This window comes from Leifsonia williamsii, from assembly GCF_030433685.1.
Lineage (GTDB): Bacteria > Actinomycetota > Actinomycetes > Actinomycetales > Microbacteriaceae > Leifsonia > Leifsonia williamsii.
Genome location: NZ_JAROCF010000001.1, coordinates 460022 through 483140 on the forward strand (window position 1 = coordinate 460022; position 23119 = coordinate 483140).

The window sequence follows — 23119 nt, forward strand, 5'->3', positions numbered from 1 at the left end:
CACGGTATCGATCCTAACCGCTGCCGGCGCGGCTTCATACCGAAAGGTACGGGCTAGCGCGAGGTGCGGTTGCGGCCGGCCTTCTTGGCCCGGTACATCGCCGCGTCGGCGGCGTCGAGCAGTTGCTTGGCGGTGTGGCCGTCCTCGACTGCGATCACACCGCACGAGGCGGTGATCGTCACGTCGCCGCGCTTGGTCTGCACGGGGTGCCCGATCGCCTCCACCAGGCGCGAGGCCACCCGGTCGCCTTCCGCCTCGGTGAGCCCGGCGCACAGCACCACGAACTCGTCGCCCGCGAGCCGCGAGATGACGTCGGAGGCCCGGCACGCCTGCGTCAACCGGTCGGCGACGGCACGCAGCACGGCGTCTCCGGTCTCGTGGCCCTGACGGTCGTTGACCGACTTGAAGTCGTCGAGGTCGAGGAAGAGCAGCACGCCGCTCCTGCCCTGCACCACGACGTCCTCGAGCGCGCGCTCGAACGAGCGGCGGTTGTGCAGGCCGGTGAGGTGGTCGATGAGGGCCAGCTGGGCGAGCCGCGCCTCGTCGCGCCGGTCGAGAGCGCGCGCCAGTTCGCGGCCGAGGTCGCGGGCCTCGCCGGCCGTGCGACCCCATGCGATGGCGCTGCCCTGCACGCTCTCGCGCCATTCGGAGAACGAACGCCGGGGCGACAGCGGAGTGTCGCGGTTGCTCGCCGTCTGGTCGCCGAGCCAGCGGATGACCTGGGCGGCCTCGCGGCGGAAGAACAGGAGGACGCCGTGGCCGGGGACCGGGATCACCAGCATCCCGGCGAAACCCGGGGTGAGGGTCGCGAGCGCCGGGTGCGTCCGGCCGATCTCGTCGGTGTGCAGCGGCTCGGTGCCTGCCGCCGCGAGCAGGATGCTCCGGTCGACCAGCGGTACGTCGCCGACGCTGCGGCTGACGCCGTCGAGGGCGAGGATCGCGCCGTCGGCCTCCACCAGCGCGCACAGCGCGTCGCCCTTCTCGCTCAGTTCGAGGAGGGGGTCGTCGGCCGAGGGGACGTCCGCGAGCACGGCCGCACGCCGCTCCCGCAGCGACAGGTCGTGCCGCAGCTCGGCGATCGACTCCAGCGCCCCGAGCTGCACCGTGAGCTGGGTGGCCAGCACCTCCAGCGCGCGCCGCAGCAGGATCGGCATACGCCGCTCGGTGCGGTGCGCGCAGGTGATCATGCCGACGAGGCGGTCGTCGGCGATCAGCGAGAACGACACCGTCGAGGCCTGGCCCATGTTGCGCATGAACGCGAGGTGGTGCGGCGAGACGGCACGCAGCTCGGCGCTGCTGAGGTCGAGGGGAGGCGCGCCCGGGTCGCTGCCGACGAGCGGTGTGCCCGGGTCCTCGGTGCTGACGATCGCGCGCGACAGCTTGGTCAGGTAGAGCGACCGCGCCTGCTGCGGGATGTCGGAGGCCGGGAAGCGCAGCCCGCTGTACACATCCATCCCGGGCTCGGACGCCTCGCCGGCGATCTCGCCGTGGCCGTCCTCGAAGAAGCGGTACACCATGACCCGGTCGAAGCCGCTGATGCGCTTGACCTCCTCGGCGGCGGCCTGGCGCAGCTCCTCCGCGCTGGTGAGCAGGCCCAGGGTGCGGATCGCGTTGACGACCGATGGCGTGCCGAGGTCGGGAGCGCCCTCCGCCGGCTCCAGCTCGATGATGGCGTTGTCGCCCACCCGGTGGATGATCGCGTCGAAGGGCCGGCCGCTCAGCTCGACCCGCACGGGGTCGCCATGCGAGTCGGCGGCGACGGCCCACTCCAGCGTCGGGCTGCCGAGCTCGGACACCGAGCGGCCGAGCCAGCGGGCGGCGTTCTCGCTCACCGTGACGATCTCGAAGGTGTTCACGTCGACTGCGAGCAGCACGCCGTGCGACTGGATGCGGCCCGGCGTCCGGATCGGCTCCTTGACGCACTCCTCCAGCCGCTGTCGCTCGGCGGAGTCCGCCACATCGGGTACGGCGGCGGAGTCATCCATCACTCAAACCTAGTGCGTGCGCCCTGCATAACGCCTGTTGGCCCTGAATTCGCCGGCGCGCAAGCCCCTCCCCCGATCCTCACAGCGGACGGAGGGTGTTTCTCATGACAACCGAACAACGACGGCGCTCGATCATCCGCCGCATCAACCTCAGTGCCGCGTGGGGCGAAGGGCTCGACGGATTCGACCTCGGCGTGCTCAGTGTGGTGCTGCCGGCGCTGACCACCGCGCTCGGCCTGTCGCCGGTGGAGGCGGGCCTCATCGGGGCCTCGTCGCTGATCGGCATCTTCGTCGGCGCCCCGCTCGCCGGCTGGCTGACCGACCGCTTCGGCCGGCAGCGGATGTTCACTATCGACATCCTCTGCTTCATCGTGCTCGGCGCGCTGCAGGCGATCGTGACGGAGCCGTGGCAGCTGTTCATCGTGCGCGTGCTGCTGGGCGTCGCGATCGGAGCGGAGTACGCGATCGGCGCGGCGATGCTCGCCGAGTTCGCGCCCAACCGCAACCGCGGCCGCCGGCTCTCGGCGCTGCTGGTGTGCTGGTACGGCGGGTTCCTCGTGGCCGTCGTGGTCGCCTACGCGATGACGGCGGGCGGTCTGTCGTGGCGGTGGATCCTCGCGACCAGCGTCATCCCGGCGGTCGGGGCGTGGATCGTGCGGCTGGGCGTCCCCGAGTCGCCGCGCTGGCTGCTCGGGCACGGCCGCCGCGCCGAGGCGGACCGCATCGTCGAGCGCGACCTCGGCCGCGACTACGTCGAGCGCGAGGGCATCATGGCCGAGCGGGAGGCGAGCGGAGGCTACCGCGAGCTGCTGCGCGGCGAGAACCTCCGCCGGCTGCTGTTCATCAGCGTCTTCTGGGCGTGCAACGTCGCGCCGTACTTCGCGATCTTCACCTTCGCGCCGGTCGTGCTGGAGTCGCTCCACCTCTCCGACCCGGCCTGGGGCACGATCGGGGTCAACGGCCTCGCCACCGTCGGCGCGCTCGTGGGCGCGCTGACGATCGAGCACGTCGGCCGGCGCAAGCAGCTGATCCCGCCGTTCTGGATCATGGCCGCCGCCCTCGCGGTGGTCGGCATCTGGTCGGGGGCGCCGGTATGGGTGACCATCGTGTGCTTCGCCGTGTTCGCCTTCTTCAACGCGCTGCAGGGCAACCTCTCCGCGGTGTACCCGATCGAGATCATGCCCACCGAGGTCCGCAGCTCGGCGGTCGGTGTCGCGGCGGCGGCCAGCCGGATCGGCGCGGCGGCGGGCACGTTCCTCCTCCCCATCGGCATCGACACGATCGGGACCGGCTGGTGCATGGTCATCGCGGCCGTGATCTGCGTCATCGGAGCACTGGTGTCGCAGGTGATGGCGCCGGAGACGACCGGCAAGACCCTGAACGAGACGAGCGACACGTCGTCGGGAGCGACGGCGAAGAGCCCGGCGAAGGCCGAGGCGGGCGCGGGAGCCGGAGCGTAGGGTCGCCTGCATGGGCGGTGCCGGGTTCGAGGACCACTTCGACCGCAACGCGGAGCGGTACGAGCGAGCGCGGCCTCCCTACCCTCCGGCCCTGTGGCGGGCGCTCCGAGAGCTCGGTGCGCTGACGCCCGGGGCACGGGCGCTCGATATCGGCGCCGGCACCGGTCAGGCCACGGCTCCTCTGGTGGAGGCCGGGCTCGCCGTCACGGCCGTGGAGCCCGGCCCCGCACTGGCCGCCCGCTTGGCCACGCGCGTGCCGGGCGCGACGGTGGTGAACGCCCGTGCGGAGGACATCGCGCTCGACGCCGGCGCCTTCGACCTCGTGACCGCGGCGACGGCCGTTCACTGGTTCGACCTTGAGGTGCTGCTCCCGCGGCTGCATGCCGCTCTCGTGCCCGGTGGGCTGCTCGTCGTGTGGAGGAACGTGTACGGCGACCCGGAGGCGGAGGTCACGCCGTTCCGCCGGGGAATCCAGGCCATCGTGGACCGTCGCCAGGCCCCGCCCCGCCCCGGCCCCGGCGAGCTGGAGGTGGACCGCTGGCGGGAGCGGCTCACGGCCGGCGGGCTCTTCCTGGCCGAGCGGACCGTGAACCTCCGGTGGAGCATCGACCTCGACAGCGCGCGGGTGCGCGACCTGTTCACGACCTTCAGCGACTGGACGCCCGAGGAGGCCGACGAGGCCGCGGCCGTCGCGGACCGGCTCGGCGGCACGGTCACCGAGCACTACGCGACCTGGCTGATCGCGCTGCGGCGGGCCGAGCTGGCAGACTGACCTCTCGACCGGCGGGTCTGGACCGGCGGGTCTCGACCGGCGGGAGGGGACGGGATGAAGCGGATCGGGTTGCTCGGGGGCATGAGCTGGGAGAGCTCTGCGCTCTACTACGAGCTCATCAACGAGGAGGTGGCGCACCGGCTGGGCGGCGTGCACTCCGCCGACTGCGTGCTGATCTCGGTCGACTTCGACGCGGTGCGGGTGATGCAGCTGGAGGACCGCTGGGACGACGCCGGCGCGCTCCTCGCCCGCGAGGCCTCGCGTCTGGAGGCATCCGGCGCCGACTGCGTGCTGGTGTGCACGAACACGATGCACAAGGTCGCGGACGCGATCACCGCCTCCATCGGCATCCCACTGTTGCACATCGCCGAGGTGACGGCGGGAGCGGTTACCGCCGCGGGGGTGACCGAGGTGGGGCTACTGGGCACCCGCTTCACCATGGAGGAGGACTTCTACCGCTCGGTGCTCGAACGTCACGGGCTGCGCGTGCACGTGCCGGACGCGGAGGCGCGTGAGCGGATCGACCGGATCATCTTCGACGAGCTGGTGCTCGGCGACATCCGCGAGGAGTCCCGCGCCGACCTCGTCGGGGTGATCGGCGAGCTGACCGCGGCCGGGGCCGAGGGCGCGATCCTCGGCTGCACCGAGCTGGAGCTGCTCGTGCGCCCGCAGGACACCGCGCTGCCGCTGTTCGCGACGACGCGGCTGCACGCGCACGCGGCCGTGGACTTCGCGCTCGGGAAGGGCTGAGGGGGAGGCCCGTCACGCCGGCGGGTGGCTGTCGCCTCCCACGCCCGGCTCGAGGTCGTGCACGTGGTCGTCGACGCGGCGCTCGGCGTCGTCGCCGACGTTCCTGCCGCGATTGCGGCGTACCAGGCCCAGCACCGTCAGCAGCACGCCCACGCCGATCAGCACGGCGGAGGCGAGCCACATCACCAGCGCGACACCGGCTCCCTCGCCTTCGGAGTTGGTGCCGGGCGTGGTCGCGAAGTAGGTGATCAGCGTCGCGAGTCCCAGCACGAAGAGGACGATGCCGACGATGGTCAGCGGTTTCGACCCGCGTGCCTCGATCATGCCCATCTCAGGCCCTCCCGTCCGAGTCGGTGAGATCGTCGCCCTCAGCGCCCTCGCTCGCCAGAGCCGGCGGCACCTCGAACGACTGGCGCAGGCCGTTGATCCTGCTCTGCAGGTACTGCTCGGCCAGATCGTTCTCGGGCTCGGTGGCGGTCGTCGAGGCGGACTCGACCATCAGGATCGTGGAGGGGTTCAGCAAGAAGCTCGCGCTCACCTCATTGCCGTCGGCCCCGATGGCGCGGAGGGTCACGGTGTCGGTCTGGCTCATCCTCCCCAGCTGGGTGGCGTACTCCATCAGCAGATCGGCGACCTCGTCGCCGACCAGGAGGGATTTGTCCGAATAGGTCACGTGCTTCACGATGCCGACGGTACGCATCAGAGGGTGGAGCGCAGCCCGTTGACAAATGCCGCGCGCCTCCAACCTCCCGCAGCCCGCTACCCCGCCGCGGTCGGGCGTCAAGGCCTCGCAAGCGAGGCGCGGGAGAGGTGCGATGGAGGCGCGACGGAAGGAGACGACTGATGACCGTGGTCCGCGATGTGATGACGCCCGGCGCCGAGTGCGTCCGGGAGGACGAGACGCTCTACGACGCCGCCGTGCGGATGCGCGACCTCGACGTGGGCGCGCTGCCGATCTGCGGTTCGGACGACCGCCTGAAGGGTGTGCTGACCGACCGCGACATCGTGGTCAAGTGCCTCGCGACCGGCGGAGACCCGCGCACGGCGACGGCCGGCGAGTACGCCCAGGGCAAGCCGGTCACCATCGGCGCCGACGACGACGTGGTGGAGGCGCACGACGTGATGCAGCGCCACCAGGTGCGCCGCCTGCCCGTGATCGACGGCCACCGGCTGGTCGGGATGGTGTCGCAGGCCGACCTGGCGCGCACCAGCTCCCCGGTGCAGACCGGGGAGACGGTGGCGGAGATCTCGGAGGACTGACCGGATGCCGCTAGCCGCGCGGCGGGCCGGCGCGGCAGGATGGTCGCACACACAGCGGGAGGAGCGACCATGAGCGACGACAGTGCCGACCGGCGACCCGACGAGTTTCCCGACCGCGCCGGTTACCCCGACGGCACGGGCAGCCTCGACGAGGGCACGGGCGCGTTCGGCGGCGCCGACCTCGGCGACCTGGAGGAGTTCGCGATGGAGGACGAAGAGGACGAGGACGGCAACGTCTGACCTGCGTCACGACGCCGCGGGCTGCTCCCCCGGGGAGCGGCTCAGGAACGCCGCCACCTCCGCCACCATCGACGCGGGGACCTCGTGCCCGACGCCGGGCAGCACACGCTCGGTCAGGGTGCTGTGCGCGGGGAGGAACGCGGCCAGGCGCTGCACGTCGGCCTCGGTGATCGCGTCGTCCTGATCGCCGCGGACCCAGAGCACCGGCGGGCGGAGGCGGCCCAGTTCGGCGTCTCCGGCTTCGGCGTCGATGCTCATGAATCCGGCGAGCACGACCACGAAGGCGATCCGCTCGGGTGCGCGTCGCAGTGCCTGGAGGCCGGTGGCCGCTCCCTGCGAGTAGCCGACGATCCCGACCCGCTCGCCCGGGGCCTCCCGCTCGATCCAGTCGAGCACGAGGTCGGCGGCCGGGGCGACATCGGCCGACAGCGGGCCGGGCTTCGACCAGTCCTCGACGTGGAACCACTCGAACCGGTCGCCGAGCGGCAGCGGCGCCTGGAGCGCTTCGACCCGCCAGCCGGGCGGGACCGCCTCCGCGACCTGCGGGAGGTCGCCCGCCACGCCGTACCTGCCGTGCAGGATGAGCAGCACCGCCATGACGCCCAGTATCCCCTCTCGGCATCCCGCGCGCAGCGCCGTGGTGGTTGAGTGGGGGCGTGCTGCTTCAGACGCTCGTCGACACGACCGATGCGGTCGCCGCGACGCGCTCCCGCCTGGCGAAGGTGGACGCGCTCGCCGCCCTGCTCTCCGAGCTCGCGCCCGAGGAGGTGGCGCCCGCGGTCGGCTTCCTCGTCGGCAAGCCGCGGCAGGGGCGCGTGGGCGTCGGCTGGCGCGGGGTCACCTCCGCGATCGGCGAGCCGGCGGCCGAACCGACGCTGACGGTCGGCGACCTGGACGAGCTGCTCGAGACGCTCGCGGCGCTCTCGGGCGGCGGCTCCACGGGCGAGCGCGCACGGCTGCTGCGCGCGTTCACCGAGCGGGCGACGGCGGGCGAGCAGGACTTCGTCGTGCGGGTGCTGCTCGGCGAGATGCGCACGGGAGCGCTGGAGGGCGTGCTCACGGACGCGATCGCCCGCGCCTCCGACCGCCCCGGCGAGACGGTCCGGCGTGCTGCGATGCTCTCCGGCGACCTCGGTTGGACCGCGCGGCTGGCGTTGACCGGCACCGCCGACGAGCTGGCGGCGGTCGGCCTGGAGGTGGGCCGGCCGGTGCTTCCGATGCTCGCGGCCTCCGCCTCCACCCCCACCGAGGCGCTCGCCACGACGGGGCGCGCGAGCGTGGAGCACAAGCTGGACGGCGCGCGCATCCAGGTGCACCGCCACGGCGACGACGTGCGCGTCTTCACCCGCAACCTCGCCGACATCACGCACCGGCTGCCGGAGGTGGTGGGGGTGGCGCGCCGGCTGCCCGTCGACGACGTGATCCTCGACGGCGAGACGCTGTCGCTCGACGAGGACGGCGGGCCGCGGCCGTTCCAGGAGACGATGTCGAGGTTCGGCGCGGACGCAGCCAGCGAGACGCTGCTGCATCCGTGGTTCTTCGACATCCTCCACGTCGACGGCCGCGATCTGCTTGACGAACCGCTGGAGACGCGGCTGGCCGAGCTCGAACGCGTCGCCGGGCCGTATCGCATCCGCGGCGAGGTCACCGACGACCCCGAGGTCGCCGAGCGGGTCTCGCGCGAGGCGCTGGCGGCGGGTCAGGAGGGCGTGGTCGTCAAGGCGGTCGACTCCCTCTATGCGGCGGGCCGCCGCGGCTCGAGCTGGGTGAAGGTGAAGCCGGTGCTCACCTACGACCTCGTCGTGCTCGCGTGCGAGTGGGGATCGGGGCGGCGCAGCGGCTGGCTGTCGAACCTCCACCTGGGCGCGCGCGACCCGGAGGGCGAGTTCGGCGAGCCGGGCGGGTTCGTGATGGTCGGCAAGACCTTCAAGGGGCTCACGGACGAGCTGCTGCGCTGGCAGACGGAGTACTTCCAGCAGATCGAGGTGCGCCGCACCGCGGGCACGGTGTGGGTGGCGCCGACGACCGTGGTCGAGATCGCGATCGACGGCGTGCAGCGCTCCACGCGCTACCCGGGCGGGATCGCCCTGCGGTTCGCGCGGGTGAAGCACTACCGCGACGACAAGGAGCCCGGCGAGGCGGACACGATCCAGACGCTGCGCGCTTTGCTGCGCTGAGCGCCCCCTCGGCCCATCGAGGGGCGTCAGGGGCCCGTGGTGGGGGTGGCGGGAGGCTGGTTCGTGGACTCGGGGGCGGTGGTGCCCGTGGGCTCGGGCGACGGCGGGGGCGTCGTGGTCTCCTCCGGGGTCGGGGTGCTCTCGCCGCCGTTGCCTCCGTCGCCTCCGCCGCCCTGGTCTCCCTGATCCCCCGGAGCGGGAGCGGGCGGAGGTGCGGGCGCGGGCGCCGGGGATCCCTCGTCGCCATCGGTGCCTCCGTTGCCGCCCTGGTCGTCGTTCGGCGACGGCGTCGTGGGGGTGACCGCCGGCGCGGTGGTGCCGGGGGTGGGCCGGGGGCTGGTGGGAGCGACGTCCGGCGCGTTCAGGCTCGGCAGGAACGCGGCGAGCGCGACCGCCGCCGCGACCAGCACGATGCCGCCCGCGACGAGGGCAGCGATCAGGCCGCGGCGCCGACGGCGAGGCCGGTCGCCATCGCCGCCGGTTCCTCCGCCTGCGTCATCTCCGAGGGAGCCGGTGGGAGGCGGGGGTGGGGCTGCGGCGGCGCCCGCTGCTGCTCCTGCGCCCGCGAGGCCGGCGGAGGTGATGGCGACCGTGGGGGCCGTGGGTGGATTCGAGGCTGCTGCCGCGGCGGTCTCGGTCGGTTCTCCCACGGTGGGCATGCGGCGCGTGACGTCGAGCGGTTCGGCGGCGCCGGCACCCGGCGCACCCGCTCCCGCAGCCGCTTCGGCGTCCTCCGCTCCGGCCGCTCCGGCCGCCAGCCCGGCGGCAGCGCCCAGCGCCGCCGCGCCCGCGACCCCGCCCAGACCGCCCGGCGTCGACTCCATCCGCTGGGTCGGCACGTCGACGGGCGCGGTCGGGCCGCCCCAGCCCTCGAGCTGCGGGCCGAGTTCGCGGGCGGCGACCGCCACCTCCAGCGCGGTCGGGCGCAGGTCGGGGTCGCGGGCGGTCATCGAGGCAAGGAGGCCGCGCCAGTCCTCGGGGAGGCCGGCCGGGATGCGCGGCTCGCGGGCCGCGCGGGCGGTCACCGCCTCCACCGGCGTGCCCGGGTACTCGGTCACACCGGTCAGGGTCTCCAGTGTCACGAGGCCGAGGGCGTAGACGTCGGCGGAGGGGCCGGGGTCCTTGCCCGTCGCCTGCTCCGGGCTGAGGTACGCGGCCGTGCCCATCACGAGGCCGGTCCCGGTCACGCGCTCGGCGCCGACCAGGTGAGCGATGCCGAAGTCGGCGAGCTTGACCGGAGGGGCCGCGCCCGGGATGCCCGGCTCGCCGATGAGGATGTTCGCGGGCTTCAGGTCGCGGTGCACCATGCCGTGGTCGTGCACCACCACGAGCGCCTCCGCGATGCCCGCCAGCACCGCGACCGCCTCGGCCGTCGGCAGCCGGCCGCGATCGAGGCGGGTGCGCAGGTCCTCGCCGTCGACCAGCTCCATCACCAGGAAGCTCGGGGTCTCGTCGCCCGGCTCGGCCAGGTGCGCGTCGTAGAGGGCGACCAGGTGCGGGTGGCTCAGCCGGGCGAGCGAGGACGCCTCGCTGCGGCGGCGGAGGTCGTCGACCGCGGTGCCCGGATTGAACAGCTTGATCGCCACATCACGCCCGAGCTGCCGGTCGTAGCCGCGGTAGACGGTCGCCATGCCGCCGTGTCCGAGGCCGTCGCCGAGCTCGTAGCGGTCGAGAAGCACACGTCCATCCACGGCCCCCAACATACGCGCGGGCTATCGGAGCAGAACCGGCCCGGCGTCGATCCGCACCCGGAACAGTGAGTACGGGTACTCGCGCAGGTCCGTCCCGCCCTGATACTTCGCCTGGCGGTGCAGCTGGTTCGCGGTCACGTACAGGTACCCGTCGGTCGCGACCGACATCGTGTCCGGCCAGAGCAGTCGCGGATCGTGCACGAGGGTCTCCATCGTGCCGTCCGGGAGGCGGCGCAGTACCGCGTCGTGCTCCCAGTTGGTCGAGTAGAAGCGGCCCTCATCGTCGGTCTCGAGGCCGTCGGCGGCGCCGCCCTTGTCGCCTTCGTCGCGCACCAGCTCGCCGACCCGCTCGTCGGGGAGGTCGCGGTCGCGCAGCGCCTCGGTCGGCACGCTGTACCAGCGCCGCGACAGCAGCGGGCAGTACCAGAGCCGCTCGCCGTCGGCCGAGATCGCGATGCCGTCGGAGCCCATGGTCACCGGCTTCGGCGGCCCGTCGGCCGGCCGTTCGGCGAACACCCGGCCCTCCACCACCGGCGTCAGCTCGGGCGGCGTCAGCGCCTTGGTGGAGGGATGGTCGTGCAGCCGGCGCCACGCCTCCCCGCTCTCCAGATCGACCACGATGATGCCGTTCGGGCCCTGGTCGGACGAGTCGGTGACGTAGGCGACGCCGTGCCGCAGGTCGAACCGGACGTCGTTGACGTACGAGGTCGGCAGCGCGACGTCGGGCTCGAACACGATGGTCTTCGCCACGGTGTCGGTCTGGAGGTCGACGCAGACCAGTTTCGGGCCTCCCGGCTTCACCGGCTGCATCAGCGGGCTGCCGGTGTCGAGGATCCAGAGCCGGTCGGCGGGGTCGACGACGATGCTCTGCACCGACACCAGCCGCTCGGGGTCGTCGTCGCCGCGCGGCTGGTTGAACTCGTCGCTTGGGAAGGGCACGGGCCGGCCCTCCTTCAGCTCCACGACGGTCGCCGGGACGTCGTCGCCCCATTTCGGGTAGTTCACGAAGATGCGACCAGTGTGCGAGACGCTCACGCCGGTCGGCATGGGGCCGTCGTCGAAGCTGTGGACGAGTTCGAGCCCACCGGTGGGCGTGTCTGCCGGGTGATCGGTCACGGGGTCCTCCTCGGTTCGCGGTGCCCCCACCCGACGCGGGCCGGGGCGCGGCGTCAAGGGGTTTCCATGATGGGGGTTCCGGGAGCGGGAGAATGGACACGTGCACAACCTCGGACTCCTCTTCGACGTCGACGGCCCCATCGCGAGCCCGGTCACCCGCTCCATCAGCATCCCGAGCATCGTCACCGACCTCGTTGCGATGGCGGCCGCCGGCGTGCCGATCGCCTTCATCACCGGGCGCTCGGCCGACTTCATCCGCCACCAGGTGGTGACGCCGCTGTGCGCGGCCGGCCTCGGCGAGGCGCTGGAGCAGGAGGGCGCGCGCGTCTTCGGCGTCTTCGAGAAGGGAGGCGCGTGGGCGCCGATCACCGGCGACGGGATGGGTGAGGTCACCGTCGACGAGAGCGTCGCCTTCCCGCCGGCAGCGGTCGACGGCGTGCGCGACCTCGTGCGCGACGGGTTCGCCGACACGATGTTCTTCGACGAGACCAAGCGCGCGATGATCTCGGTCGAGCAGCGCACCGACGTGGACTCCGAGACCTACAAGGAGGCGCAGGGCCGCTTCGAGGACGCCGCGTTCGAGCTCCTCACCGGGCTCGGCCTCGGGCTGCGCTACGGGTCGCGGGAGAAACCGGATGCGGAGGGCCGCATCCCGTTCCGCATCGACCCGACGATCATCTCCACCGACATCGAGTCGATCCTGCTCGACAAGGACCGCGGCGCGCAGCGGGCGTTCGACTACTTCGCGGCGCGCGGCCCGCTGCCCCGGCGCTGGCGGTCGGTGGGAGACTCCCGCAGCGACTACAAGATGGCGGACTACGTGCACGCGGCCGGGTACGACGTCGCCCACGTGGACGTCCGCCCCTCCGACGGCGTGCTCGACCGGCCGTACCAGGTGATCACGATCGGCGACGCGATCCACGACGAGGCCGGCGCGGAGTTCCTGGCGCACTGGCGGGAGGAGCTCGGGCTCACGGCCTGATGGCGCGGATCCGCTCCACCATCCCCGCCTTCAGCCGCTCCCGCTCGACCACGCGGAATCCTGTGGCCTCGACCCGGGAAAGGTGTCGGCGGGTCAGGTGCTCGCCGCGCACGGGCACGCTCCAGCGCTCCATCAGCCATTGCAGGGCGTAGACCGGCGGCCAGGTGCTCCCGATGTGATCGGCGAGCAGGAGGGTGCCGCCCGGCACCAGCACGCGGCGCATCTCCGCGACCGCGGCGTCGGGGTGCGGGATCGAGCACAGCGCGAGCGCGCAGACGACGGTGTCGAAGCGGGCGTCGGGGAACGGCAGCGCCTCCGCGTCGGCCTCGCTCAGCTCCACCTCGATGCCCGCGTGCTCGGCACGGCTGCGGGCGACCGCCAGCATCTCGGGGGTGAGGTCGATGGCGGTGAGGGAGGCGACATCGCGGTAGTACGGGAGGGTGCGGCCCGTGCCGACCGCGACCTCCAGCACCCGTCCGACCGCTCGCGCGCCCAGCCACTCGCGAGTCCCCGCGAGCATACCGCGCTCGGTCTTCGCCATCACGGTGTCGTACCGCGCGGCCTCGCGGCGCCAGGTGCGGAGCTGGCGGAGGGTCTCGCGCGAGGGTCCCGTCATCGCCATGTCCACCTCCCGATCCGGCGCCGATGGTACGCGAGCGGCGACGGCCGGCACGAGACCCGCTAGCGTGGCGCTGTGCCGGACCCGACGACGATCCCCTCCGACCCCGCGACCGCGGCGCAGTCCCTGCTCGGCGACGACGCCGCGCGGAGGGCGCTGCAGCGGCGCACCCTCATGGTCGTGGTGATCAGCCAGGTGCTGGGCGGGGCCGGGCTCGCGGCGGGCATCACCGTGGGGGCGCTGCTCGCGCAGCAGCTGCTCGGGTCGGACACGCTCGCGGGTGTGCCGACCGCGCTGTTCACGCTGGGCGCGGCCCTTACGGCGTTCCTCGTCGGGCGGGTGACGCAGCGGCTCGGGCGGCGGGGAGGTCTCGGGCTCGGTTTCGCCGCCGCCGGGCTCGGCGCGATCGGGACCGTCGTCGCCGCAGCGACCGACGCCGTCCCGCTGCTGTTCGTCGCCCTGTTCGTGTACGGCGCGGGGTCCGCGACGAACCTGCAGGCGCGGTACGCCGGTACCGACCTCGCGCTGCCGACGCAGCGCGGGCTCGCGGTCAGTGTCGCTCTGGTGTCGACGACGCTCGGCGCGGTCGCCGGGCCGAACCTCGTGGACCCGCTCGGCGGCCTCGCCGTCGGGCTGGGGCTGCCGGCGCTCGCCGGACCGTTCCTCCTCGCGGCGGCGGCCTACCTTGCGGCGGGCGCCGTGCTGCTGGCGCTGCTGCGGCCCGACCCGTTCCTGGTGGCGCGCGAGCTGGCGCGGCTGGAGGCGGAGGGGGGCGAGTCCGCGGGTCCCGACACGCCGCCTCCCGCGGCACCCGCGCGGCATGTCGGGACCCCCGGAGCGGTGCCGGACCCCACGCGGCCCGGCGCGCGGCCGCGCCCCGGCCCCGGCGCGTTCGTCGGCGCGACCGTGATGGTGCTCACGCAGATCGCGATGGTCGCGATCATGACGATGACGCCCGTGCACATGCGCGCCCACCACTTCGAGCTGTCGGCGGTCGGAGTGGTCATCGGCGTGCACATCGGCGCCATGTACCTGCCGAGCCTCGTGACCGGGTGGCTCGTGGACCGCGTCGGGCGGCTCCCGATGGCCGCGGCCTCCGGCGTCACGCTGCTGCTGGCCGGGATCGTCGCCGCCCTGGCGCCCGCCGACTCGTTCGGGATGATCGTGCTCGCCCTGGCACTGCTGGGACTGGGCTGGAACTTCGGCCTCATCGCCGGGACCGCGCTCGTGGTCGACGCGACGCCTACCGCGATCCGCGCCCGCACGCAGGGCTCGATCGACGTGCTGGTCGCGCTGGCCGGAGCGGGTGGAGGCGCGGCCTCCGGGATGGTGATGGCCGCCACCGACTACGCGACGCTCGCGCTCGCAGGCGGGGTGCTCGCGCTGCTGCTGGTGCCGGCGCTGCTCTGGGCACGGCGGAGCGGGCGCGCTGCGGCGTAGCGGCCCTACTGCCGCCCGCGGTTGCGGCGCCGGACCTCCCGCGGCGCGCGCCCTCCGACGAACGACGCCCCCGGGTCCACGACGAAGCCGCGGCGCAGCGCCTCCCGGCCGACCAGCATCTTGAAGCCCATCTGGTCGCGGTTGCTGAGCGTGGTCTCGGCGAGCACCGTGCGGCCGGCGAGCGTGAGCTCCAGGAGCACCACGATCCGCTCCTCCACGTGCCCCGACGAGCTGCGCACCTGCCGCCGGTCGTGCACGGCGCACTCGACCACGGTCGCGTCGGCGTCGGAGTCCTGCCACGGCTGCACGGTGAACCGCACCCGGTCGCCGGGGAGCTCCTCCACGTCGTACGCGTGCAGGGCCGAGCTGCGGGCGCCGGTGTCGACCTTCACCTTGATCCACGGCACGCCGATGGCGCCGAGCCCCGCCCATTCGCGCCAGCCCACCACGGTCGATCCGGCCGCCGCCGCCTCGCCCGCTGTGGTGTTTGAATGGGAGTCCTGAGCCATCCCCCCATCTTGTCAGGAGCCTGAAGTTGAAACTCGCCATCCTCTCGCGCGCTCCGCAGTCGTACTCGACCGGTCGGCTGCGCGCGGCAGCGCTGGAGCGCGGGCACGACGTGAAGGTGCTGAACACCCTGCGGTTCGCGATCGACCTCTCGGGGGAGGAGCCGGACCTCCAGTACCGCGGCCGGCTGCTTTCGGATTACGACGCCGTGCTGCCGCGCATCGGCAACTCGATCACCTACTACGGCACGGCGGTCGTACGGCAGTTCGAGCAGATGGACGTGTACACGCCGAACACCGCGAACGGCATCACCAACTCCCGCGACAAGCTCCGCGCCAACCAGATCCTGTCGCGCCACAACATCGGCATGCCCGCGACCGCCTTCGTCAACAGCCGCGCCGACGTGCGCATGGCGATCGAGCGGGTGGGAGGCGCCCCGGTCGTGATCAAGCTGCTGGAGGGCACGCAGGGCATCGGCGTCATCCTCGCGCCGGAGGCGAAGATCGCGGAGGCGATCGTCGAGACGCTGCACTCGACCAAGCAGAACGTGCTCATCCAGAGCTTCATCAAGGAGAGCCGCGGCCGTGACGTCCGCGCGCTCGTGGTCGGCGACCGCGTGGTCGCGGCGATGCGGCGGGTGGCGAGCGGCGACGAGTTCCGCTCCAACGTGCACCGCGGCGGCACCGTCGAGAAGGTCGACCTGTCGCCCGAGTACCAGGAGGCCGCGGTGCGGTCGGCGCAGATCATGGGCCTCCGCGTGGCCGGCGTCGACATGCTCGAGGGCAACGACGGCCCGCTCGTGATGGAGGTGAACTCCTCCCCCGGGCTGGAGGGCATCGAGCGCGCGACCGGGCTCGACGTCGCCGGCGCGATCATCGACTTCATCGACAACCAGGTCGCCTTCCCCGAGATCGACGTGCGGCAGCGGCTCAGCGTCTCGACCGGCTACGGGGTGGCCGAGCTGCTCGTGCACGTCAACGCCGACCTGGTCGGCCGCACGATCAAGGAGACCGGGCTCTGGGAGCGGGACATCACCGTCCTCACCCTGCACCGCGGCACGACGGTCATCCCGAACCCGCGCAGCGGCGTGAAGCTCGAGCCCGGCGACCGCCTGCTCTGCTTCGGCCGGCTGGAGGAGATGCGCTCGATGATCCCGGACCGCCGCAAGCGCCGCACCAAGGTGCGCAAGCTCCCGAAGGACCAGCTCCCCGCCCCCGCGCCGGCCCCCACCGAGTAACAGCCGAGTACGCGCGAATTCGCCCGGAAACGGACGAGTACGCGGAGAATCTGCGTACTCGGCTGGTGCCCAGCCGGCGAGGGGCGGGTCAGCGGGGGCGGCCGGCGAGGGCGGGCGCGAAGGCGGCGGCGCGGGCGCGCAGCGCGTCGGCGACCGCCGAGACGGCGGCGATGCGCAGCGAGTCGGGGCGCACCACCATCCAGTACGGCAGGTGCTCGTTGAACTCGCCGGGCAGCAGGCGCACCAGGTCGTCGTGCCGGTCGGCCATGAAGCAGGGCAGGAGGCCGATGCCGGCACCCGCGCGCGTCGCCTCCACGTGCACGAAGACGTTCGTCGAGGTGAGCGAGTCGCGCATCCGCGGCACCAGGCGGCGCGGGAGGTCGAGGTCGTCCACCTGCAGGATCGAGTCGATGAAGTACACGAGCGGGTGCGTCATCAGCTCGTCGGCGGTGCGCGGCGTCCCGTTGCGGGCCAGGTAGTCGCGCGTCGCGTACATCCCGAGCGCGTAGGAGCCCAGCTCGACGATGTGCGCGCGCTTGGTCTGCGGGTTGCCGACCACGACCTCGATGTCGAGGCCCGAGCGGTACTGCAGCGCACGCCGGGTGACCGTGACGATCTCCACCGAGAGCCCGGGATGCCGCTGCCGCAGCTCGGCGATGGCCGGCGCCGCGATGTAGGCGCTGAAGCCGTCGGTCGCGGACATCCGCACGACGCCCTGGATCGGGTCGGGCTCGGCGGAGGGGCTGGTGAGCTCGCCGACGGCGGCCTCGATCCTGGCCGCCGTGTCGGCCGCCTGGTGGCCGAGCGGGGTGAGCTCCCACCCCGACGCCGCCTGGGTGAGGAGGCGCCCGCCCAGCGCGTCCTCGAGCGCGGCGATGCGGCGGGAGACGGTGGTGTGGTCGACGCCCAGCTGCTCGGCAGCGCCTGAGAAGCGGCCGGCGCGCGCCACGGCGAGCAGCACGAGCAGGTCGTCGGAGCGCGGGCGCGCGGCGGGGCGCGCGGCGAGGCGCGCGGCGGGGTCGTGAGCGGCGGCCATGCGTGCAATTATGCACACCCGCTTCGCAGGACTGGGCATTGATTCGCATCGCACCGCCGCCCAGACTGGCCCTCGGATGTCACCGTCGACATCGAAGGAGAGACATGGACACCGTCAACCCCACCGCTTCGGGCGCCGCCGACGCCCCCGCGGGCAAGCGCCTCAAGACCATCGTCGCCGCCTCCATGGCCGGCACGGTCGTCGAATGGTACGAGTTCTTCCTCTACGCGACCGCCGCGAGCCTGGTCTTCGGCACCTTCTTCTTCCCCGCGGGCGGCACGCCGCTCGACGGGGTGATCGCCGCCTTCCTGACCTACGCCGTCGGCTTCCTCGCCCGGCCGCTCGGCGGCATCGTGTTCGGCCAGATCGGCGACCGGTTCGGCCGCAAGCCGACCCTCCAGGCCACCATCATCATCGTCGGCGCGGCGACCTTCCTCATGGGCTGCCTGCCCGGCTTCGCCACCGTCGGCTACTGGGCGCCCGCGCTGCTGGTCGCGCTGCGCTTCATCCAGGGCTTCGCCCTCGGCGGCGAGTGGGGAGGCGCGGTGCTGCTGGTGGCCGAGCAGAGCCCCGACCGCTCCCGCGGCTTCTGGTCGAGCTGGCCGCAGGCGGCGGTGCCGATCGGCAACCTCCTCGCCACCGTCGTGCTGCTGGTCACCTCGTGGGCGCTGTCGCCCGAGGCGTTCCTCAGCTGGGGCTGGCGCATCGCCTTCTGGCTGTCGGCCGTGATCGTGCTCGTCGGCTTCTACATCCGCACGCACGTGTCGGAGGCGCCGATCTTCGTGGAGGCGAAAGCGCAAGCCGAGGCGGAGCAGTCGCGCTCCTACGGGGTCGGCCAGGTGCTCAAGCGCTACCCGGGCGGCGTGCTGCAGGCGATGGGCCTGCGCTTCGCCGAGAACATCGTCTACTACATCGTGGTCAGCTTCACGATCGTCTACCTGAAGGCGGTGCACGACTACGACACCAGCCAGCTCCTCCTCGCGCTGCTGATCGCGCACATCGTGCACTTCCTGGTGATCCCGCAGGTCGGCCGCCTCAGCGACGTCATCGGCCGCAAGCCGGTCTACCTGATCGGCGCGGTGCTGGGCGCGACCTGGGCCTTCTTCGCCTTCCCGCTGTTCGACACCCTCAACCCGGTGCTGATCGTGCTCGCGGTGACGGTCGGCCTCGTCTTCCACGCCTTCATGTACGCGCCGCAGCCGGCGATCATGGCCGAGCTCTTCCCGACCAGGATGCGGTACTCGGGCGTCTCGCTCGGCTCGCAGGTGACCTCCATCCTCGCCGGCTCGCTCGCGCCGATCCTCGCGACGCAGTGGCTGAAGGACTACGACTCGTGGCTGCCGATCGCGCTCTACATCGTGGCGGCCAGCGTCGTGACCGCCATCGCCGTGCTGACGCTGCGTGAGACCCGCGGGTCGTCGCTGCGGGCGCTGGACGCCGCCGACGCCGCCAAGTACGAGCCGGCCACGGGCTCCGTGCGCAGCGGGGCGGTCGCGCAGTGACGACCGACCTGACCGGCCGCCGCGCGGTGATCACCGGCGGCGCGAGCGGGATCGGCGCGGCCTGCGCCTCCGCCTTCGCCGCCGCCGGAGCGAGCGTGGTCGTCGCCGACCTCGACGGTCCCGCCGCCGAGCGCGTCGCCGCCGACATCGGCGGCGAGGCCTGGCAGGTCGACCTGGCCGACACCGCGGCCCTCGCCGACCTGACGCTGGAGGCCGACATCCTCGTCAACAACGCCGGCATCCAGCGGGTGAGCCCGATCGTCGACTTCGACCCGGCCGACTTCGCGCTGATCCTGCGGCTGATGGTGGAGGCGCCGTTCCTGCTGCTGCGGGCGGCGCTGCCGGGGATGTATGAGCGCGGCTGGGGCCGGGTGATCAACCTGTCGAGCGTGCACGGCCTCCGCGCCTCCGCCTTCAAGTCGGCCTACGTCACCGCCAAGCACGGGCTGGAGGGGCTCTCGAAGGTCACCGCGCTGGAGGGCGCCGAGCACGGCGTCACCAGCAACTGCATCGACCCCGGGTACGTGCGGACGCCGCTGGTGGAGCGCCAGATCGCGGACCAGGCACGTGTCCACGGCATCCCGGAGGCGGAGGTGCTCGAGAAGGTGATGCTCACCGAGTCGGCGATCAAGCGGCTCGTGGAGCCCCGTGAGGTCGCGAGCCTGGCGCTCTGGCTGGCGGGCGACGACGCCGGGATGGTCACCGGCGCGAGCTACACGATGGACGGCGGATGGAGCGCGCGGTGAGCATGACGACGACGGGCAGGGCCACGACGGGCACGACGACGGGCATCGACAAGGTCGTCGCCTCGGCGTCGGAGGCCGTCGCCGACATCCCGAGCGGCGCCTCCCTCGCGGTCGGCGGCTTCGGCCTCTGCGGCACCCCGATGGCGCTGATCGAGGCGCTGCTCGCGACGGGCGTCGACGGGCTGTCGGTCGTCAGCAACAACTGCGGGGTGGAGGACTGGGGGCTCGGCGTACTGCTCGGCGCGCGGCGCATCGCGAAGATGACCTCCTCGTACGTCGGCGAGAACAAGGAGTTCGAGCGCCAGTACCTCAGCGGTGAGCTGGAGCTCGAGCTCACCCCGCAGGGCACGCTCGGCGAGAAGCTGCGCGCCGGCGGCTCCGGGATCGCGGCCTTCTACACGCAGACCGGCGTCGGCACGCAGGTGGCCGAGGGCGGCCTCCCGCGCCGGTACCACCCGGACGGGACGGTCGCCGTGGCGTCGCCGCCCAAGCCGGTCGCCACCTTCGACGTCGAGGGCGAGCCGCGGGAGTTCGTGCTCGAGGAGGCGATCACCACCGACTACGCGCTGATCCACGCGGAGGTGGGCGACCGCCACGGCAATCTGCGCTTCCACGCCTCCGCCCGCAACTTCTCGCCGCTCGCCGCGATGGCGGGACGCATCTGCATCGCGCAGGTGGAGCGGCTGGTGGAGCCGGGAGAGCTCGCGCCCGACGACATCCACCTCCCCGGGGTGTTCGTGCACCGTGTGGTGGAGGTGGGAGACGTGGAGAAGCGGATCGAGCGCCGCACGACCCGGCCGGACGCCACCGCTGCCGCAGCCGAGAGGACCTCCTGACATGCCCCTGACCCGCGACCAGCTCGCCGCCCGCGCCGCCCTGGAGCTGCCGGACGGCGCCTACGTGAACCTCGGCATCGGCCTCCCGACGCTCATCCCCAACCACCTCCCGCCGGGCCGGACCGTGGTGCTGCAGTCCGAGAACGGCATCCTCGGCGTCGGACCGTACCCGGAGGAGGAGGCGGTCGACCCCGACCTGGTGAACGCCGGCAAGGAGACGGTCACCGTGCTGCCCGGCGCCGCCTTCTTCGACTCCGCGCTGAGCTTCGGGATGATCCGCGGCGGCAAGATCGACGCCGCGGTGCTCGGCGCTATGCAGGTGTCCGCGACCGGAGACCTCGCCAACTGGATGATCCCCGGCAAGATGGTGAAGGGCCCCGGCGGCGCGATGGACCTCGTGCACGGCGCCCGCCGCGTCATCGTGCTCATGGAGCACACCGCGCGCGACGGCTCGCCGAAGATCGTGGAGCACTGCACCCTCCCGCTGACCGGCCGTGGCGTGGTCGACCGCATCATCACCGACCTCGCCGTGATCGACGTCACGCCCGCGGGCCTCGCGCTGATCGAGCTGGCGCCCGGCGTCACCGAGGAGGAGGTGGTCGCCGCGACGGCCGCGCCCCTCCGCCTCCCCGCCCACGCCTCGCCCTGACCGCCGCGACGGGAGGGCGGGAGTAGCGTTCGGGACATGGCACAGGCGGGCGCGCAGACGGTCGAGGTCGACGGGCGGAGGCTGCGGGTCAGCAACCTCGACAAGGTGCTGTATCCCGAGACCGGCACGACCAAGGCCGACGTCATCGCGTACTACGTCGCCATCGCGCCCGCGCTGATCCCGTACTCCGCCAACCGCGCCGTCACGCGCAAGCGCTGGCCGAACGGCGTCGGCACCGACGCGCATCCGCTCGACGCGTTCTTCGAGAAGGACCTCGGCAACGGCGTGCCCGACTGGGTGCAGCGCCGGGCGATCGAGCACTCCTCCGGCCCCAAGCAGTATCCGCTCGTCGAGGACCGCGCGACGCTCGCCTGGCTCGCCCAGTCCGCCGCGCTCGAGCTGCACGTGCCGCAGTGGCAGTTCGCCCGCACGGGGGGCGCGCGCAACCCCGACCGCATGGTGCTCGACTTCGATCCGGGGCCCGGGGTCGACCTCCCGACCACCGCGCAGATCGCGCTGCTGGCGAAGGACATCCTCGAGGGCATGGGCCTCGACCCGCACCCGCTCACCAGCGGCTCGAAGGGCATCCACCTCTACACCGCGCTCGACGGCTCGCTGACCAGCGACCAGGTTTCGGCGGTCGCGCACGAGCTCGCCCGCGCGCTGGAGGCCGACCACCCCGACGACATCGTCTCGGACATGAAGAAGTCGCTCCGCGGCGGCAAGGTGCTCATCGACTGGTCGCAGAACAACGGCAAGAAGACGACGATCGCGCCCTACTCGCTGCGCGGCCGGCCGCATCCCACCGTCGCCGCCCCGCGCACCTGGGACGAGCTGCGCGACCCGGGCCTCCGTCATCTCGACTACCGGGAGGTGCTGGAGCGCTTCGAGGCCGACGGCGACCTGCTGCGCCCGCTGCTGCGCTCGCGCGACGCCGGGCTGGAGCCGACGCCCGAGCACCTGGCGACCTTCACGGCCACGCCGGACTCCCAGGGCAAGCTCGACAAGTACCGCTCGATGCGCGACGCCGACAAGACGCCCGAGCCCGTGCCGGAGGACCTGGGGATGCCCGGCAGCGGACGCTCGTTCGTGATCCAGGAGCACCACGCGCGGAGGCTGCACTACGACTTCCGGCTGGAGCACGACGGCGTGCTGGTCTCGTGGGCCATCCCGAAGGGTCCTCCGACGGACCCCAAGAAGAACCACCTCGCGGTGCAGACCGAGGACCACCCGCTCGAGTACGGCACGTTCGAGGGCGAGATCCCCGCCGGGGAGTACGGCGGCGGCCAGGTGTACATCTGGGACGCCGGCGAGTTCGAGCTGGAGAAGTGGCGCGACGGCGCGGAGGTCATCGCGACCCTGCAGGGCCGGCCCGACGGCGGCCTGGGCGGCGGGCCGCGACGGTTCGCGCTCATCCACACCGGCCAGGGCGGCGACGAGAAGAACTGGATGATCCACCTGATGGCGCCCAAAGCGGCAGCGGGAGGTGGAGCGGGCGAGGGCGACGGGGCGGCCGCTTCCGGCTCCGAGGAGCGCGACCCCGACCGCGTCCCCGCAGCCTTCCGGAGCGCATTCGCGCCCGCACCGCTCGCAGCGGCCCAGCGGCTTCCGGGCGCCTCCGCGCTGCCCGGAGGGACGCTGTACAGCCGCGCGCCCGCGGGCGAGCGGCTCGTCGTCGCGGTCGACGGCGACGACGTGCTGCTGTGGGACGAGGAGGGCCGCGCGGCCGGCAGAGGCTTCGCCCGTCTCCGCACGGCCGCCCAGGCGCTGCCCACCGGCTGCGCGCTGGAAGGAGTGGCCGCCGACCAGGGGTTCGTCGCCACCGACCTGCTCGCGGTCGCCGGACGCGACATCCGCGACCAGCCGTTCCGGGTGCGGCGGCAGCTGCTGGAGCGACTGGCCGACGACTGGGAGCCTCCCCTCGCCCTCGCCGAGCTGACCGACGACCCCAAACGCGCACGGACCTGGCGCGAGGAGGGCGTCGTCGCGACCGGCGCGGACGCCGCGTACCCGGGCGAGGCCGTGCTCGTCCGGGCGTGACCCCGCCGCCGACCGCAGCGGCATTGCGCGCCGAGGCGCCGGGTGTACGGTGGCTGGGCGCCTCAGTTGAGAGC

Annotated in this window: 23 protein-coding genes; 14 read left to right on the plus strand and 9 right to left on the minus strand. The window is 72.9% G+C overall.

The features are described 5' to 3' along the window. Positions 1-53: 53 nt before the first annotated feature. Positions 54-1985 (minus strand): sensor domain-containing diguanylate cyclase, encoded by a 1932-nt coding sequence (locus tag P5G50_RS02050; RefSeq protein WP_301212702.1) that lies wholly within the window; start codon positions 1983-1985, stop codon positions 54-56. A gap of 104 nt (positions 1986-2089) precedes the next feature. Here P5G50_RS02050 and P5G50_RS02055 point away from each other — a divergent pair, with 104 nt between their 5' ends. From P5G50_RS02055 to P5G50_RS02065, 3 genes are read left to right on the plus strand one after another with little or no spacing between them, the layout of a single operon-like run. Continuing rightward, positions 2090-3445 carry an MFS transporter gene (locus P5G50_RS02055; RefSeq protein ID WP_301212703.1) on the plus strand — a complete coding sequence of 452 codons (1356 nt, stop codon included), beginning with the start codon at positions 2090-2092 and terminating at the stop codon, positions 3443-3445. A 10-nt stretch (positions 3446-3455) separates the two neighbouring features. Then, a complete protein-coding gene (locus P5G50_RS02060; protein ID WP_301212704.1) occupies positions 3456-4217 on the plus strand; it encodes a class I SAM-dependent methyltransferase in 762 nt (253 codons plus the stop codon). Positions 4218-4271: 54 nt separating this feature from the next. Continuing rightward, positions 4272-4967, plus strand: coding sequence for an aspartate/glutamate racemase family protein (locus P5G50_RS02065; protein ID WP_301212705.1), 696 nt, complete (start codon positions 4272-4274; stop codon positions 4965-4967). A 12-nt stretch (positions 4968-4979) separates the two neighbouring features. Here P5G50_RS02065 and P5G50_RS02070 read toward each other — a convergent pair whose 3' ends face one another. Next, the gene (locus P5G50_RS02070; RefSeq protein WP_301212706.1) at positions 4980-5291 is read right to left on the minus strand and encodes a hypothetical protein; all 312 of its coding nucleotides are present in this window, start codon (positions 5289-5291) and stop codon (positions 4980-4982) included. A 7-nt stretch (positions 5292-5298) separates the two neighbouring features. Then, the gene (locus tag P5G50_RS02075; RefSeq protein WP_301212707.1) at positions 5299-5649 is read right to left on the minus strand and encodes a hypothetical protein; all 351 of its coding nucleotides are present in this window, start codon (positions 5647-5649) and stop codon (positions 5299-5301) included. Between the two features lie 161 nt (positions 5650-5810). Between P5G50_RS02075 and P5G50_RS02080 the strand changes: the two genes are divergently transcribed. Continuing rightward, on the plus strand, positions 5811-6227 hold the full coding sequence (locus tag P5G50_RS02080) for a CBS domain-containing protein (protein ID WP_301212708.1): 417 nt from the start codon (positions 5811-5813) through the stop codon (positions 6225-6227). Between the two features lie 69 nt (positions 6228-6296). Continuing rightward, on the plus strand, positions 6297-6467 hold the full coding sequence (locus tag P5G50_RS02085) for a hypothetical protein (RefSeq protein ID WP_301212709.1): 171 nt from the start codon (positions 6297-6299) through the stop codon (positions 6465-6467). Between the two features lie 6 nt (positions 6468-6473). On the opposite strand, the gene P5G50_RS02090 is transcribed toward P5G50_RS02085, so the two are convergent. Beyond that, positions 6474-7064 carry an alpha/beta hydrolase gene (locus P5G50_RS02090; protein WP_301212710.1) on the minus strand — a complete coding sequence of 197 codons (591 nt, stop codon included), beginning with the start codon at positions 7062-7064 and terminating at the stop codon, positions 6474-6476. 59 nt (positions 7065-7123) lie between these two features. Here P5G50_RS02090 and P5G50_RS02095 point away from each other — a divergent pair, with 59 nt between their 5' ends. After that, positions 7124-8644 (plus strand): ATP-dependent DNA ligase, encoded by a 1521-nt coding sequence (locus P5G50_RS02095; protein ID WP_301212712.1) that lies wholly within the window; start codon positions 7124-7126, stop codon positions 8642-8644. Between the two features lie 26 nt (positions 8645-8670). Here P5G50_RS02095 and P5G50_RS02100 read toward each other — a convergent pair whose 3' ends face one another. Both P5G50_RS02100 and P5G50_RS02105 read right to left on the minus strand, forming a co-directional pair. Next, entirely contained in the window at positions 8671-10335 is a 1665-nt protein-coding gene (locus P5G50_RS02100) for a serine/threonine-protein kinase (RefSeq protein WP_301212713.1), read from the minus strand. A 21-nt stretch (positions 10336-10356) separates the two neighbouring features. Next, positions 10357-11451, minus strand: coding sequence for an L-dopachrome tautomerase-related protein (locus P5G50_RS02105; protein WP_301212714.1), 1095 nt, complete (start codon positions 11449-11451; stop codon positions 10357-10359). 100 nt (positions 11452-11551) lie between these two features. Between P5G50_RS02105 and P5G50_RS02110 the strand changes: the two genes are divergently transcribed. Next, the gene (locus P5G50_RS02110; protein ID WP_301212715.1) at positions 11552-12433 is read left to right on the plus strand and encodes a hypothetical protein; all 882 of its coding nucleotides are present in this window, start codon (positions 11552-11554) and stop codon (positions 12431-12433) included. Here P5G50_RS02110 and P5G50_RS02115 read toward each other — a convergent pair. Beyond that, positions 12423-13055, minus strand: coding sequence for a class I SAM-dependent methyltransferase (locus P5G50_RS02115; protein ID WP_301212716.1), 633 nt, complete (start codon positions 13053-13055; stop codon positions 12423-12425). The two genes, P5G50_RS02110 and P5G50_RS02115, sit on opposite strands and share 11 nt — an antisense overlap. Before the next feature lie 72 nt (positions 13056-13127). Between P5G50_RS02115 and P5G50_RS02120 the strand changes: the two genes are divergently transcribed. Further along, positions 13128-14492 (plus strand): MFS transporter, encoded by a 1365-nt coding sequence (locus P5G50_RS02120; RefSeq protein ID WP_301212717.1) that lies wholly within the window; start codon positions 13128-13130, stop codon positions 14490-14492. Positions 14493-14497: 5 nt separating this feature from the next. Here the strand turns inward: P5G50_RS02120 and P5G50_RS02125 are convergent, their stop codons facing one another. Beyond that, on the minus strand, positions 14498-15001 hold the full coding sequence (locus P5G50_RS02125; RefSeq protein ID WP_301212718.1) for an ATP-dependent zinc protease family protein: 504 nt from the start codon (positions 14999-15001) through the stop codon (positions 14498-14500). 26 nt (positions 15002-15027) lie between these two features. Between P5G50_RS02125 and P5G50_RS02130 the strand changes: the two genes are divergently transcribed. Next, positions 15028-16236, plus strand: a complete 1209-nt coding sequence (locus tag P5G50_RS02130) for a RimK family alpha-L-glutamate ligase (RefSeq protein ID WP_301212719.1) — start codon at positions 15028-15030, stop codon at positions 16234-16236. An 88-nt stretch (positions 16237-16324) separates the two neighbouring features. On the opposite strand, the gene P5G50_RS02135 is transcribed toward P5G50_RS02130, so the two are convergent. Continuing rightward, on the minus strand, positions 16325-17272 hold the full coding sequence (locus P5G50_RS02135) for a LysR family transcriptional regulator (protein ID WP_301212720.1): 948 nt from the start codon (positions 17270-17272) through the stop codon (positions 16325-16327). 104 nt (positions 17273-17376) lie between these two features. Between P5G50_RS02135 and P5G50_RS02140 the strand changes: the two genes are divergently transcribed. The 5 genes from P5G50_RS02140 to ligD are packed head-to-tail and all read left to right on the plus strand — an operon-like array spanning position 17377 to position 23045. Beyond that, complete coding sequence (locus P5G50_RS02140; RefSeq protein ID WP_301212721.1) at positions 17377-18774, plus strand: MFS transporter; 1398 nt, start codon at positions 17377-17379, stop codon at positions 18772-18774. After that, the gene (locus tag P5G50_RS02145) at positions 18771-19520 is read left to right on the plus strand and encodes a 3-hydroxybutyrate dehydrogenase (RefSeq protein ID WP_301212722.1); all 750 of its coding nucleotides are present in this window, start codon (positions 18771-18773) and stop codon (positions 19518-19520) included. The genes P5G50_RS02140 and P5G50_RS02145 overlap by 4 nt, the downstream gene beginning before the upstream one ends. A 2-nt stretch (positions 19521-19522) precedes the next feature. Next, the gene (locus tag P5G50_RS02150; protein WP_301212765.1) at positions 19523-20356 is read left to right on the plus strand and encodes a CoA transferase subunit A; all 834 of its coding nucleotides are present in this window, start codon (positions 19523-19525) and stop codon (positions 20354-20356) included. A 1-nt stretch (position 20357) separates the two neighbouring features. Continuing rightward, positions 20358-21005 carry a CoA transferase subunit B gene (locus P5G50_RS02155; protein ID WP_301212723.1) on the plus strand — a complete coding sequence of 216 codons (648 nt, stop codon included), beginning with the start codon at positions 20358-20360 and terminating at the stop codon, positions 21003-21005. 36 nt (positions 21006-21041) lie between these two features. After that, on the plus strand, positions 21042-23045 hold the full coding sequence (ligD, locus tag P5G50_RS02160; RefSeq protein WP_301212724.1) for a non-homologous end-joining DNA ligase: 2004 nt from the start codon (positions 21042-21044) through the stop codon (positions 23043-23045). The last annotated feature ends 74 nt before the right edge of the window (positions 23046-23119 follow it).

Bases quoted from the DNA above. Each gene is read 5' to 3' on its own strand.
- P5G50_RS02080 (WP_301212708.1), top strand. From the start codon at position 5,811: ATGACCGTGGTCCGCGATGTGATGACGCCCGGCGCCGAGTGCGTCCGG.
- P5G50_RS02050 (WP_301212702.1), bottom strand. From the start codon at position 1,985: ATGGATGACTCCGCCGCCGTACCCGATGTGGCGGACTCCGCCGAGCGA.
- P5G50_RS02090 (WP_301212710.1), bottom strand. From the start codon at position 7,064: ATGGCGGTGCTGCTCATCCTGCACGGCAGGTACGGCGTGGCGGGCGAC.
- P5G50_RS02085 (WP_301212709.1), top strand. From the start codon at position 6,297: ATGAGCGACGACAGTGCCGACCGGCGACCCGACGAGTTTCCCGACCGC.
- P5G50_RS02115 (WP_301212716.1), bottom strand. From the start codon at position 13,055: ATGGCGATGACGGGACCCTCGCGCGAGACCCTCCGCCAGCTCCGCACC.
- ligD (WP_301212724.1), top strand. From the start codon at position 21,042: ATGGCACAGGCGGGCGCGCAGACGGTCGAGGTCGACGGGCGGAGGCTG.
- P5G50_RS02125 (WP_301212718.1), bottom strand. From the start codon at position 15,001: ATGGCTCAGGACTCCCATTCAAACACCACAGCGGGCGAGGCGGCGGCG.
- P5G50_RS02055 (WP_301212703.1), top strand. From the start codon at position 2,090: ATGACAACCGAACAACGACGGCGCTCGATCATCCGCCGCATCAACCTC.
- P5G50_RS02065 (WP_301212705.1), top strand. From the start codon at position 4,272: ATGAAGCGGATCGGGTTGCTCGGGGGCATGAGCTGGGAGAGCTCTGCG.
- P5G50_RS02135 (WP_301212720.1), bottom strand. From the start codon at position 17,272: ATGGCCGCCGCTCACGACCCCGCCGCGCGCCTCGCCGCGCGCCCCGCC.
- P5G50_RS02150 (WP_301212765.1), top strand. From the start codon at position 19,523: ATGACGACGACGGGCAGGGCCACGACGGGCACGACGACGGGCATCGAC.
- P5G50_RS02060 (WP_301212704.1), top strand. From the start codon at position 3,456: ATGGGCGGTGCCGGGTTCGAGGACCACTTCGACCGCAACGCGGAGCGG.
- P5G50_RS02140 (WP_301212721.1), top strand. From the start codon at position 17,377: ATGGACACCGTCAACCCCACCGCTTCGGGCGCCGCCGACGCCCCCGCG.
- P5G50_RS02070 (WP_301212706.1), bottom strand. From the start codon at position 5,291: ATGATCGAGGCACGCGGGTCGAAACCGCTGACCATCGTCGGCATCGTC.
- P5G50_RS02155 (WP_301212723.1), top strand. From the start codon at position 20,358: ATGCCCCTGACCCGCGACCAGCTCGCCGCCCGCGCCGCCCTGGAGCTG.